This is a genomic window from Bacillus sp. LBG-1-113, assembly GCF_020708615.1.
GTDB lineage: Bacteria > Bacillota > Bacilli > Bacillales > Bacillaceae > Bacillus > Bacillus mojavensis.
Map to the genome: position 1 here is coordinate 1,080,922 of NZ_JAJFDG010000001.1, position 12,896 is coordinate 1,093,817.

Below are 12,896 nucleotides of genomic sequence, written 5' to 3' on the forward strand. Positions count from 1 at the left end.
ATAATTATACAGCATCCAGATAGTCATAAGCATTAAAAAACTTGAAAGGATGATTGTTAGTGAAAAAAACAGTTCTAACTACACTATCTCTCGGACTCCTATTCTCAACAGTGGCTCCACTAACTAGCCATGCAGAATCCATCTCAGAACCTACACCAAGTTATATCACTCAGGTTAATTCAACACCACTTCAAGAATTAGTTAAAACATCATCAGTTCCAGTCATCCAAGAGAATGGAGAAATTTCAATTCAAGCTGTACCACCATCAACAAAATGGAAGGTTGTAGATCATTTTAGAGGGAACTCTAAGAACATAGACACTGCAGCTGAATTAGGAGCAAGAATTGCTGCAGGATTACCTGGTCTTAAATACTCCTGGGCTGGTATATTCGCTCAAGCTGTGTTTGGAACATTTTATCACAAAAAACCAACTCGTTATTACTCAACAACCCAATACTTAGCCTACGACAAAAAGTATAGATACACAATCGTTGATATGTACGTCTACAAAGACAGTAAATATAGCAAACAAATAGGTTATGATTATAAAGTTTTCAGAACCCCTAGATAATATGTCAGATATAAAGCCCTTTTATAGGGCTTTTTAGCTTTTTAAACAAAAAGACAGAGAGTATGTGAGGGAACTCTCTGGCCTATAGTGGTTGATACACCAACTATGATACATATACAGGATACTTTAAATTTAGGATGTATTCAAGCAGCTTTTAGGTTTGAATAAAAATGGGAATTTTATTTAGAGTCAAGAGGAGAAATGTTCCAACATGCTAGAGACTTACTTATCTGAATTTTTTGATGTCCCTCAAAAAACTAAGTGCTAAAATGGGATATGTTACAAACGAAAGGTGGAATAATATGGCTAGTTTCAGAAAAAGAGGAACTACATAGCAATACAGAATAAAACATAAAGACCCTTTAACTCAAGAACAAATCGAAGTCTCCAAAAGTGGATTTAAAACAAAAAAAGAGGCACAGATAGCTGCAAGACAAGAAGAGCAAAGATTGATAGGTGATTTAGAAATTAACGGAGGAGAAACCCTTTTAAAGCATTATCTTAAAGATTGGCTCGCTCAATACAAACAAGGTAATGTTAGGAAAAACACTTACATTCTTCATGAACGAAATGTTAATACAAAAATTCTCCCCTATTTTAAGGAGATTAAACTAAAAGATATTAAACCCTTACGTTATCAAAAATTTATTAATTATTTAGCAGACCAGGGAGGGGTAACAATTCCAAGGGCTAAATCTAAGAAAAAAGAAAAGTTAGAATACATTAAGTCAGATGATATTTCCCTCTTCCTTAAAGTTGCAAGACAAGATAATTATTTGTACTATATCTTCTTTAAAACTTTACTTGAAACAGGAATGCGTAAGGGAGAAGCAGCTGCTTTACAAAGAAAGGATATTGATCTAAAAAATAACTTCATCAACATTAACAACTCTTTAGACTTCCAGGTTAAAGAAGGAGAAGAAATATTCGGGGAAACAAAAACATATGAATCCGAAAGAAGAATTAAAATCAGCAATTCATTAGCAAAAGAGTTAACAACACACATGAACTATTTAAATGATAATAGAATAGTTTTCAATGAGATTTACGAGCATGATTTAGATCTTGTTTTTTGTAAGACAGGATGGAAAACCTTTACCAAAGTCTACCCTCTTCAATGCACTCAATCGCATTCTGAAGAAAGCCGGATTAGAAAAAATGCCAATTCATGGTTTAAGGCATACTCATGCTGTCCTTCTTCTAGAATCAGGTGCAAGTATGAAGTTTGTTCAAGAAAGACTCGGACATAAAAATATAACCATCACATCGGACGTATACTCTCATATATCTGAGAAGCTTGAAAATACATCAGTGGATGGTTATGAAGACTACATGAATTCACTTTTGTCCTAAATTTTTTTAATTTTTTTGGTGGTCAAAAAGTGGTTAAACTAGTTGTTTCTAGTTATCCCACTTGACTTGACCACCTAGTTATTAATCTAAAACCCTATCAAATCAAGGTTTATCAGATTAATATTGAGACATATACTGTTCGCGCTCCCAAGGATGAACTTGTGTGCGGAACATAACTTTCAATTTAAATAAATAATATACAGCACTGAGAACCCTTGAAAACAAAGGATTTTTCAGTGCTTTATTATTTTTAATCTGAAATAGAATCTTTATAAATCTCAATATTTTTTGGTCAAATTTTGGTCATGATTTTGGTCAAAAACTTTCAAGCTGAAAAAAGCTCTGATGCATTTTATAGTAACTACTTAGAAAATGGAGATTGTATCCGATATGATTCTCGGCAAAGTAAGATCAGCACAAGTCGGCTAAAATTCAGAGGATGTTACTGCTACAAATCTTTTACGGAATCTATTTAAATTAAAAAAGGAGAATTGGGAAAGATGTAGTATTTGTCATTATTGAGAGGAGTGATCAAGATGAAAATTCAACGTGAGTTACCTGTAGGAACACATCATGACCCACCTGTAGGAATGGGATTAGGTCGTGAGATAAGAGTAGGTGGTTAAATAAAAAAGGCTCTCTCATATAAGAAGGGCCTTTTTATTATTGTTTTTAGTGCCTCATCAGCTCTTTTATTTTTATCTTTTTGCTCATCTTTTTCACCTCGCACTTAATAGCTCAAGTTCTTATCTAATACAAAAAAGCCCATTATTGGGCTGCACTTTAGAGATCTGCTATCTTACGCTGACGGAGTCTGATAATAAGATACAACTCCTATTATTGCTAACACGATGAATACGGCTAGGATGCTCCATAACGTTATTTTAACGCCTTTTGTCATCTTATGCCCCTCACTTTTTATTAAGTTCCAACTGGTCTTTCTGCAATTTGAATATCAGTTCCGACTGGCTTTTCACTAAATTGAATGTCTGACTTAGTAAACAAACTAGCGCCAGCAGCTAACCCACTTAAGATAATAGCTGTAACAGACACACGAAGTATTAATCTTTTCATCCTATTCCCTCCAACTGCCTCATTTTCTTTTCGGCTAAAATAGCTCGCTTAGAAAATTCAAGAGCATCCTTATAACATTCTTTCTTCTCGCAGTACTGTGAGATAATCAAGGAAAGATCAAGAACACTGTCTAAGTCATTCTTTTCTTGAAGGAAATGAATGTAACTCCAACATTGCTCAATGGTTTCGTATTGATTATCTTGAAGAAGTGCATAAATGATGTTTATTTTAGCCTCATACACTTTATTCTCTTTCTGGGTTAAATTTTCCTGTCCTTTTTTGTAATAATATACAGCTTTATCTTTTTGATCCATGAGGAATAACTCTTTGGTAGCCATGTAAAGAGAGTTAATGTAATAAACTGAATGTCTCCACTCTTTATTTCTTATGGCTTTTCTCAGTGCGTTGAGACAGTCTTGGGATCTGTTTGCTGCTGAGTATGTAATACTTAAATTGTGATGGATTTGCGCTTCGAAAAATTTATCATCAAGCTCTTTTGAAATTCTAATTGCTTGGAAATAAGCTTCTTCAGCTTTATCAAATTGGCCAAGATCTGTATAGTTAGTTCCTACAACCATAAGTGCAGTTGCATACTTCCTTTTGTAATTTTCATTCCCTTTATATATGTTGAGTGCGTTGTTTATATAATTTAATGAAACAATACTTTGACGTAGCATCATGTACATTGACGAAACTTTAGAATAAAATTCAGCGACTTCAATTTCATCGGGAATAATCGATAACTTTTTCTCTGCAATTTTAAATAAGCTAATGGCATTCTCAAAGTTTCGATTGTAGGATTCGTATAACGCTTCAAACAAAAAGAAGTAGTACTCAATCATGTTATCTGTTTTTTGAATTTCTCTTGCATGTCTTTTATTGAAGTATGAATGCTTTGGGAAATCTGTTCCTTTAACTTGATACATCATCATTTTATGTCTTTCTTCAAGTAGAGAGTAATACATTAATACTTCCTGATCTTCTTCCATGTCATCAAATAAAGATTTGACTTCTTTAAAATATTTTTCAGCAGCCTCAACATTCTGCTGTTTTATGGCCATATACCATTCATTTAAGAAATTAGCAACATATTCAGAAGCAAGTTTACTCATAATAAACCCCTCTTTCTGTCAAAATTCTAAATTATCAAACAAATGTTAACACAACTTTAACATTAAATGTAATATATAGAAAAAATTTTCGACATAGCGCAATTCTGCTTTCGTGATGACGCAATTAAACTCAAGGGATAATATACCTAAATTTTCAGGGTGCGAAAGAACAGATCGCCTAGGTCTTGTATATCAATTATAAGGAAATGTCCTTTTTCGGACAATCGATTGAGTAAAAATAACTATTTCCATTGGAGGATTTCTGGTATTTGGCCGATCTTAAAGCCGTTAACCCTCCTAAACTATGGTAAAATTTTGAGTATTGAGTGTCAGAAAAAGGAGAATGATATGAAGGTATTTGAAGCAAAGTCATTACTTTCTGAAGCGGATAAACGTGCAAAAGAGTACAAGGAACTCAGATCACAAATGGTTAAGCTCAGAAAAGCATTTAAAGACGTAGCTAACCTGGATGACAGCGAGTTTTCAGGTAAAGGTGCAAACAATATCAAAGCATTTTATCATGATCATGTCGGTGTTACAGATCAATGGATTGATCTTATCGATATGAAAATTGCTTTCCTTACAAGTGTCTCTGGAGTTATAGAGGAAGCCAGCTTGTCAGATGCATACGTCGAGGAGTCTTTTTTAGAGCATGAACTCGCAAATGCTTATAAAAAATCAAAGGCTATTATGTCTGAACAGAAGAAAGCAATGAAGGACATTCTGAATGATATTGACGATATCCTACCACTTGATTTGTTTTCAACAGAAAACTTTAAAGTTGAACTTGCCAGTGCAGATAAGAAACGTGAAAAAACAATTGATAAAATTGGACAAGTTGATGATGGTTTAACAACTGAATATGCATTAACAGAGCCTAACGAACAATTCATTCAACAAGATTTTAAAAAACTTCAAGAATCAACAGGTAAAGGGAAAAATGCTACACCTATTCACTATAATGCCAAAGCGTATAGAGAAAGCGACATACATAAGAAAAAAGGCGATATTGAAAAACGTACAGAAGCTTATTTGACGATTAAGAAGAAGGAAGAAAAAGAACGAGAAATTGAAAAACTGAAAGAAAGACTAAAAAACTACGATTATGCGGATGCCGATGAATTTTACTCAATGGCAAAAACCATTGGTTTTGAGAATCTTACTAAAGATCAACAGAGATATTTCACACAAATTGAAAACACACGTGAGTTGATGGCTGGAGCCAAAGGTACTGTTACAGCTCTTTATGATATGACAGCTGAAACATTAGACTATATGGCACACAATCATCCTGTCGACATGCTTATTAATTCTGCAGTTGCAGTTTATCACTATGATTCCACATTTAATTCAATTAAAGATGCAATTATAACCTCCTATGTAAGAGACGTAAAGAATGGTGACACAGAATCAAAGGCTCATTGGTTTACATATGCAGCAGTAAACATCTTTGGCTTAAAAGGTGCTGGTTCAGTTGCTAAAATTGGAGTGAAAACAGCCGGAAAAGCTGCAGTAAAAAAAGTGTCTAAAAAACTGGATGAAACTCCTGATCCACTAACAGCAATTAAACCGTTTGTCATGCGAGAAGATGTTGTTGTAGCAGGTGGTGTGCCGTATAATGTCATCAACGGTGTGAGCGCAAAAGACAGACTGCTTCAGCTTGCTAAAAAATTAGACGAAACAAGAAAACCATTTACAGGTAAGGAAATAAATCTCCCTTGGTTAAATAAAGAAAAGTACAGCGCTGTTGAAATAGACGGCAAAGTAAAGGTTAAAGGTGAAGTTAGAGATGTAAGCCGGAGAGTCTATACCTTAAAGGACATTGATATTAATCAAAAAACTCCAAAAGGAAAAACCAATCTTGAATTAATGAAGGATGGTAAATCTCCTTATGCTAAAGACGGAACACAGATTAACTTACATCACCTCATACAAGAAGAAAGTGGAACATTGCTTGAGATACCTAACAGTTTACATACAAAGTATAGTGATGTGATACATGGCCTAAAAGGTAATGGTGAAAGCTTTAGGAATGATGTTTACCTGGAGAAACAATACAATAACTTTAAGACAAGGTATTGGAAGTGGAGAGCAAAACAATATGAGAAAGAATAAGGGGTTATAAACCATGGATCTTTATTTGAAAGTAAAAGAATTCTTAGCTGAAAATGCAAAGGAAAAAGATTTCACAGGTGGAATTAGCGAAGATAAAATTTTAAAAATCGAACAAGATCTTCAAGTTACACTTCCAGATAGCTACAAGTGGTTTCTTAGAAACTATGGTTCTGGTGGAGTTTATGGAATCGATTTATTAGGCTATGACTTTGGTGGTGCTTCAGTTGTTGAAACAACTAGGGAATATCGTGAGTATAGGGAACTGCCAAGTGGTTTAGTAGTTGTAGAACATGTTGATTTTTTTGGATATTGCTTAGATACCAATAAAATGAACAGTGAAAGAGAATGTCCAGTTGTTATTTGGAGTGAATTTGGTGGCTATAAAGAACTTGATTCGGCACATTTTATAAAGTTCTTTTATGAAAGACTTCTTGAGATGAAAGAAAACTGGGAAGAAGATGAAGATTGGGACGATTAAGTCAGAAGGATTGCAATGCAGAGCCCCTCACTATGTGAGAGGCTTTTTTATTACTACAATTTCGCTTCAATTTTCGCTTTAGTCTTAGGCCCATAAATGCCGTCAGCAACCAATCCATATATGGATTGGAACCTTTTGACTGCATTTGCTGTTTTCGGTCCATACACGCCGTCAATGCCGTTATTTTTCGCCCCTTTGCTCGGATAGAAATAAAGGGCAGCAAGAGCTTTTTGAATCTGCCTTACGTCATCCCCTTTTCGCATAGGTTTTGTGACTTTATATATGCCCGAAGGCAGCACATATGACGTTTTTTTGCTGCTTGGTTTAGCGCTTGGGGTGCTTGATCCTTCAAGCTTTATCTTTTGGCCAACTGTGATTTTATTCGGATCTTTTATGTTATTCCAGCTCTGAAGGTTCGCCACACTCACCCCGTGCTCTTTTGCAATTGCGGAAAGAGTATCTCCTTTTTTGACTGTATAAGTGCTTCCTGCAGCTTTAGACGCAGATGACGACGGTTTGGATGTTGTCTTTCCTCCCAGCGCATTCAATTCTGCTTCAATGGCAGCCTTAACCTCGTCCCATCTTCCCTCTGATAAAATTCGATGCGGACAATATTTGCCGTTCCAGTCTTGATGCTTGCGGACACGGTCAACGCCCCATCCTCGTTCTTTAAGCAGCTGTGCCACAAACTTAATAGCTAGCTTTTCCGCCGCCTTATATCGTGCGCCTCCTGACTTACTGTAACAAATTTCGACACCAATCGACTTACGATTACCTGTACCGTTTGTTCCATCTCCTGTGTGCCATGCGTTACGATTTAACGGCAGCCCTTGAATAACCTCTTTGTCATCAACAGCAAAATGAAAACTTGTCGAGCTTGTATTCCCGATCATATAGCTGATCTCGTTAGCAGCTGACGCATCATTCGCTGTATTGTGGATGGTAATGTATTCAGCGTCCATATAGTTCGGACATTTCAAAGCGTATTTAGCTTCTGATACAAGATTCTTTTTCACTGTGATTGTCATATTCATTCTCTCCATTCATTTTTAATATAGAAAAATCCGCCGGTTTATCCAGCAGCGTCATTTTGTTAGATTGTTTTGTTTAAGAACTGCTTTTTGTTGGTGCCCTTTTGCTGTCACATAATTGTTTTTAAACCATGCAGCAAGTGTCGTACCGATCATGAAGATCAGAGAGCCAGCAGTGTAAAGAGCATCCGCAAGCTGATTCACCTGATCTTCTGAAATATCCAACGGTGACTTACCAAGCATCAGCATTGTTTGGTTAATAAGTGCAATCAAAAGAAGCACCGTCCGAATGACCGTGCCTTTGTCATAGTTTTTCATATCGTTTATTCCTCCTATTGTACTTTGCTTTCAATTTTGTCTAGCTTTTCAATTACAACATCATATTTTTCACTGAACTTCCCCAAGACTTCATTTTGGGAATCAATTTGATTATAGAGCTTTGCTTCCCTTTCTTTACTCGTTTTCATGACATAGAATAGGAGCCAGCAAAACAACACAGCAAAGGGCCCCTGAGTGATTAAATACTGTGTAATATCCATTTCCATAAAGCCCTCACCTCTCTCATGGCAAAATAAAAACACCTCAATGGGTGTTGGTTAACTTCCTAAATCTATGACAACCGGCTCTGTAGCTGGATAGGTCAGGCCGGTGATTTGTTTATATTGGTCTTCTGTGATTCTCTTCAAGACAACAAAACGGGCGACATCAGCGTTTGTGTAATACTGTCTCCCCCATCCATAAATAGTTTCGATATTTTTAAACCAATCCATCACACTTCCCCTCCTTCAGCCAGCATTAATAACAAGTCCGCAATCGTTTTCGCTTGGGACTCTATCAAGTTCTGTGCTTCGGCCAGCTGCACCATTGTTTCTGCACTTTGCGCCTTTAGTTGATCTACAGCAGATGGAGGATCGGCCGGCCCCTTCAAACTGTCTTTATATTCCTGATCAGCTGTTTCGATCCACTCTTGTTTTTCGCTCTCAAACCAAGGACGCCACATGCCTGAACCGTTTTTTTCAGGCGGTTTGTCGGTAGCATTAGGCGGTATATTATACTTACCTGTTTCAGCGTCAGGAAAAAGCTCTACAGGTTGTCCAGCATAAAAGCCATCTTCTCTATACGGATAAATTAAGATCATATTTCCCCTCCTTTAGTTTAATGGGATCACTTTATCTATATAGTATCCGGTCACTTTGCTGCTATCGTTCGCCATCAAGCCGGTCAATTTAAGGTCTCCTGACGGAAACACAATTAATTTGCTCATTCCTGTAATTCCACTTACAGCTATTAATTCCATCACGCCTTTTGACGGGGCATAGGTGGAAGGAATAGACGCAAAAACGACTTCTCGATCTGTCACAATATGGCCCGTAAGATGAAGGGCACCTGCTACTTTTTTAAATTGAAGCTGACGATCTCCTGTCTTTGCCCCATTTTTATATGTTGCATTTAACCACGGCACACTGTCAGTATCATTTTCAGTGAGAAGTCGCTTCCAACCTGACCAGCCTAAATTGCCGTCAACATAGTTTGAATACATATTATTCTTATAATCCACGGCCACGACATAACCGAAAGTGCCGTTACCATTAATATCAATGGATGTGAAGTGAAAAAATCCCCTTGTTGATAAAGTGGAGGGAGCATTCAAGGGCTTCCCCGTGGAATAAAATGTTCCGAACGTCTTACCTGCCTTCACAATTCTGTCCAGAAAATCGTCTGTATCAGCGATTGAAACCAAGACCCCTCCAACATCATTTGTAATTTTGAAAAGCTGAGCACTGTTCCATTTTGTACGTTCTGCTGTAGATATATGAGCAGTTGTATCTTTTACATGTGAATCAAATTCTGTTTTGGTTGCCTGTTTGTCATTTGTAACATTACCGAGCCCGACTTGATCTTTTGTCACCCCATGAGGGTTACTTTTATTATTAATGTGTTGATCAGTATACGTTTTTGCGTTTTTCTCGGCTGTATCTGCCTTGTTTTTTGCTCCTGTTGTCGTTTCCTTCGCATTCCAGTTGGAACGTTCTGCAGACGTAATATGACGCGTAGAATCCGTATTATGTGTATTGAATTCTGCTTTTGTTGCTTGCTGCACGTTGTCTAAGTTTCCCAAGCCTACTTGGTTTTTTGTAACACCATGAGGATTCGACTTGTCATTTATATGGGTGTCTAAATTAGCTTGAACAGAATCAGCCTTTTTCTGTGCTCCATCTTTTGTTTCAATGTTCTCTAAGTCCTCAAATTTTCTTCGCAGCTCTTCAACCGTCTGAATGGTTTCGTTATAAAGCTCGTTGATCTTATTTTTTAAGGATTCAAAATCATCAATATAGTATTCCGCGGTTGGCAGGATATCAGTGTCAATCAGTGCTTTCTTAATCTCAAAAGAAAACTCATGAATAGACATCGCCTGCTGATTTGTATATGAAATATCTAGCTCAGCCTGAACAGTCCCAACGTGCTTAATTTCTTCATCAGAGAGAACATAGGTCAACCGGCCGTTCAATTTATCAGTGATTTCAATATTTCGGACAAATCGGCTGCTGTCAGACATTAAAAGAACGAGCTTCACCACTGCCGCGGATAATGGCAGGGGAACCCCGTCTTTTATTAGCTGGAATGATAATTTTGCTGTTCCTTTGTCTTGAGTTGTATATTGGATATTTGTTTGTACCGGGCTTTTGCGCCGGCCATTGATCGTAAAAGTAAGTGATTCATCTTTGTACGGCATAGCGTCCCTCCTTTACTCCTCTATAGAAGGAAATCCTTTGTCGGCCTGTCGGAGCCTTTTGATCTCATTCATTTCCTCTTCTGTTATCTTTCCTTGATCGACGGCCATAGAAAGAAGCTCTTCCTTTCCGTCCCAATACCCTGATAAATAACATGTTTTTATTGCATTAAAAAAAGGGCTGCTCATCCAGCATCCCCCCTTACTACAGTTTCTAGTATATCGGCAACGGCCTTCAATGCCTTTGTTCCATCGCTTTCATCAGCTGAATCTGTTGCTTCAAGCGATTCAATATACTCCGCCGATGCATTTTCTATCCATTCTGTACCGGTCCATTTTGCTTGGACCAAGTCACCCGGGCTGATCTCCGTTGCATTTTCTGGCACAATACGTGTCATGTTACCATCTTCATCTTCAATGTATTGAATTTCCACTGGGCAATCGTAAATAAAGTTTTCATCATATTGGTAAGCCCATTCTTGCTCAAAAGTCATACGCCTCGCCCCCTTAATTTAATTTGATGATTTCGTCAATGTATGTGTAAGTTACGTTTCCAGCGTTATTCGCAATAAGTCCGAGGGCCGAGATATTACCATTCGAACGAAATACAATTTTCCTGTCACCCGTAGTCCCTCCTACCGGGCACCCTTTAAAGGCATTCTTTTTAGGCCGCGCACTGACAGGTAATGTCGCAAAGTCCACACCGTCTTTTTTAGGAATTGTTACACGGCCCCTTACATAAAGAAAACCTCCCTGTACTGCAAATTGTAGACGATTGTTGCTGTCAGGATTCTTTGCGCCATTCTTTAAAGGCAGGTTTGCCCAGGGCAGCTTTCCACTCGCTGAAATCTCTGACCATTCTCCTTCTTTGCCTTCACTTGTAACAACTCGTGTCAAAATCTTGAGTGGCCTTGCTGTTGAGTTTCGAGTTAACGTTTGAATAACTGAGCCCACACGGTCAGCAGGTGCAATATTTAACCACCAACCAGCATCGCCACTGTCCGGGTGATCAGAGAGTGTTTTGGTCTCTGGAGTCGTCATATAGTAATAACCCACTTGCCGAAATTCTTTTAACGCTTTAAGTCCTTCCGGCAGCCGCTTTGCATAGCCGCTATTTTGGGTGAGTTTATACCCTTGATAACCCTGAGCTAAATCAATACCGAATTTGGCTGCATTCTCTTTTGAATGGTAGGCGTATACCTTTGCAAGTCTTTTTCCGACTGCCCCCGTTACTACCCCTGCGAACAGCGATTTCTTTCCTGTCTTCGGGTCTTTATATAAAAAGATTGACTCAGGTTCTCGGAAACCATCTTCGTATTTGCCGTCTGGTCCATAACCAAAATCACAGGAGATACGTTTTTTTAAGCTTCCATCCTTAAAACTAAATTGTGTGATCTCACATGGGTAAGTATTGTTATTGGTGTCCCCGGTGTACCAGTATAAATCATACCCATCAATCGTAAAACCTTGAAGGTAATGCAGATCACTTGGAATGATCACCTTCCCCAGCACTTTATTCACTCCGCTTTTTACGTCAGTTAATTTCCGGAGCTCCACAAGACTATTACCATCATTTAACTTTACTCGGAAGGCAATAAAACCGTTCTCCCTATCAATTACTGGAATCGTATAGTAATCGTTGAATTTGTTATAGCGTTTAATGCCTCCGCTGCCACCATTCAAAGTGGCGCCCGCTGTATAAGGAAAACGCACAAGATCGTTCCCGACAGTGTTTCCGTTTGAATCGACTACATCATAGTTGGACCAGATATATATTTTTCCGTTTTCCCGTTCCAGTCCAATTGTGGTGCCGTGGCCGCCGTGTTTGAGCGTCATGCTGTCCAGCATCACCCCGTTTTGGTTCATACGTGTAATGGTGAAACTTTCGCTTTTATCTTTGTTCCCACTGGCAACCTGTGTGGCGTAGATATCGCCTGTTAGTTCATCAATGACAAAACACTGAAGTACTGTTTTATCTGCCAAATTCAAGTTTGTATGGTAAACCGGCGGAACCGTTGTGAAATCAAAAGTCATTTCTTTTTGAATAATTGAATCCAAATTTTCGAGATCAGTTTCATTTGCGATGAGGTGATCACGTAAAGACGGATAGACTTTCCCTCTTTTATCTACCCGAGCATCTAAGGTTTCTTTTATATTGGTTCCATCTGCTTCTAAAATAATGTTTCGTAGTCGAGCTTTCGCTATTTCAATTTCCTCGTAAACTGTTAGCCCGCCGCCATGTGCCACTTGAGAAGACGTATGAGCAGTCACAGCCGATTTATGATTAGCAATGGAATTGGATAGTCCATTTAATCCATTTTCAATGCTTTCCAGGTCATCCCGCTGCTGCGCAAGATACAGTGAATCTTTTGTAGAATCATAATCTTTTATTAATCTGATCACCATGAGATCACACTCCTTTCAAGACAA

General features: G+C 37.9%; 14 protein-coding genes and 1 pseudogene. 4 read left to right on the forward strand and 11 right to left on the reverse strand.

Features of this window, described 5'->3' with window-relative positions:
- Positions 1 to 59: 59 nt before the first annotated feature.
- Both LJF29_RS05800 and LJF29_RS05805 read left to right on the forward strand, forming a co-directional pair.
- Positions 60 to 572: a hypothetical protein gene (locus tag LJF29_RS05800; protein WP_116315469.1), complete on the forward strand. Its 513-nt coding sequence runs from the start codon at positions 60 to 62 to the stop codon at positions 570 to 572.
- Positions 573 to 916: 344 nt separating this feature from the next.
- Positions 917 to 1,925, forward strand: a pseudogene (locus LJF29_RS05805) (site-specific integrase).
- A 921-nt stretch (positions 1,926 to 2,846) separates the two neighbouring features.
- On the opposite strand, the gene LJF29_RS05810 reads toward LJF29_RS05805, so the two are convergent.
- Both LJF29_RS05810 and LJF29_RS05815 read right to left on the reverse strand, forming a co-directional pair.
- Positions 2,847 to 2,999: a PhrK family phosphatase-inhibitory pheromone gene (locus LJF29_RS05810; protein ID WP_167552222.1), complete on the reverse strand. Its 153-nt coding sequence runs from the start codon at positions 2,997 to 2,999 to the stop codon at positions 2,847 to 2,849.
- A complete protein-coding gene (locus LJF29_RS05815) occupies positions 2,996 to 4,111 on the reverse strand; it encodes a Rap family tetratricopeptide repeat protein (RefSeq protein WP_229147514.1) in 1,116 nt (371 codons plus the stop codon). The genes LJF29_RS05810 and LJF29_RS05815 overlap by 4 nt, the downstream gene beginning before the upstream one ends.
- Before the next feature lie 348 nt (positions 4,112 to 4,459).
- Between LJF29_RS05815 and LJF29_RS05820 the strand changes: the two genes are divergently transcribed.
- On the forward strand, positions 4,460 to 6,226 hold the full coding sequence (locus LJF29_RS05820; RefSeq protein ID WP_229147517.1) for a T7SS effector LXG polymorphic toxin: 1,767 nt from the start codon (positions 4,460 to 4,462) through the stop codon (positions 6,224 to 6,226).
- 13 nt (positions 6,227 to 6,239) lie between these two features.
- On the forward strand, positions 6,240 to 6,704 hold the full coding sequence (locus LJF29_RS05825) for an SMI1/KNR4 family protein (protein WP_106022085.1): 465 nt from the start codon (positions 6,240 to 6,242) through the stop codon (positions 6,702 to 6,704).
- A gap of 53 nt (positions 6,705 to 6,757) precedes the next feature.
- Here LJF29_RS05825 and LJF29_RS05830 read toward each other — a convergent pair whose 3' ends face one another.
- Genes LJF29_RS05830 through LJF29_RS05870 form a run of 9 tightly spaced genes read right to left on the reverse strand, consistent with a single transcriptional unit; the run spans position 6,758 to position 12,872 of the window.
- Positions 6,758 to 7,732, reverse strand: coding sequence for an N-acetylmuramoyl-L-alanine amidase (locus tag LJF29_RS05830; protein WP_229147519.1), 975 nt, complete (start codon positions 7,730 to 7,732; stop codon positions 6,758 to 6,760).
- A gap of 57 nt (positions 7,733 to 7,789) precedes the next feature.
- A complete protein-coding gene (locus LJF29_RS05835; protein ID WP_147801362.1) occupies positions 7,790 to 8,053 on the reverse strand; it encodes a phage holin in 264 nt (87 codons plus the stop codon).
- A gap of 14 nt (positions 8,054 to 8,067) precedes the next feature.
- Entirely contained in the window at positions 8,068 to 8,280 is a 213-nt protein-coding gene (locus LJF29_RS05840; protein WP_031600555.1) for a BhlA/UviB family holin-like peptide, read from the reverse strand.
- A 51-nt stretch (positions 8,281 to 8,331) separates the two neighbouring features.
- Entirely contained in the window at positions 8,332 to 8,505 is a 174-nt protein-coding gene (locus LJF29_RS05845) for an XkdX family protein (RefSeq protein ID WP_229147521.1), read from the reverse strand.
- Positions 8,505 to 8,873, reverse strand: coding sequence for a hypothetical protein (locus LJF29_RS05850; RefSeq protein WP_229147523.1), 369 nt, complete (start codon positions 8,871 to 8,873; stop codon positions 8,505 to 8,507). The genes LJF29_RS05845 and LJF29_RS05850 overlap by 1 nt, the downstream gene beginning before the upstream one ends.
- A gap of 12 nt (positions 8,874 to 8,885) precedes the next feature.
- Positions 8,886 to 10,469 (reverse strand): phage baseplate upper protein, encoded by a 1,584-nt coding sequence (locus LJF29_RS05855; protein ID WP_229147529.1) that lies wholly within the window; start codon positions 10,467 to 10,469, stop codon positions 8,886 to 8,888.
- Positions 10,470 to 10,481: 12 nt separating this feature from the next.
- A complete protein-coding gene (locus LJF29_RS05860; protein ID WP_189269887.1) occupies positions 10,482 to 10,655 on the reverse strand; it encodes a hypothetical protein in 174 nt (57 codons plus the stop codon).
- Positions 10,652 to 10,960: a hypothetical protein gene (locus LJF29_RS05865; protein WP_106022078.1), complete on the reverse strand. Its 309-nt coding sequence runs from the start codon at positions 10,958 to 10,960 to the stop codon at positions 10,652 to 10,654. The genes LJF29_RS05860 and LJF29_RS05865 overlap by 4 nt, the downstream gene beginning before the upstream one ends.
- A gap of 13 nt (positions 10,961 to 10,973) precedes the next feature.
- Positions 10,974 to 12,872 (reverse strand): teichoic acid biosynthesis protein, encoded by a 1,899-nt coding sequence (locus LJF29_RS05870; protein WP_229147532.1) that lies wholly within the window; start codon positions 12,870 to 12,872, stop codon positions 10,974 to 10,976.
- Positions 12,873 to 12,896 lie beyond the last annotated feature (24 nt).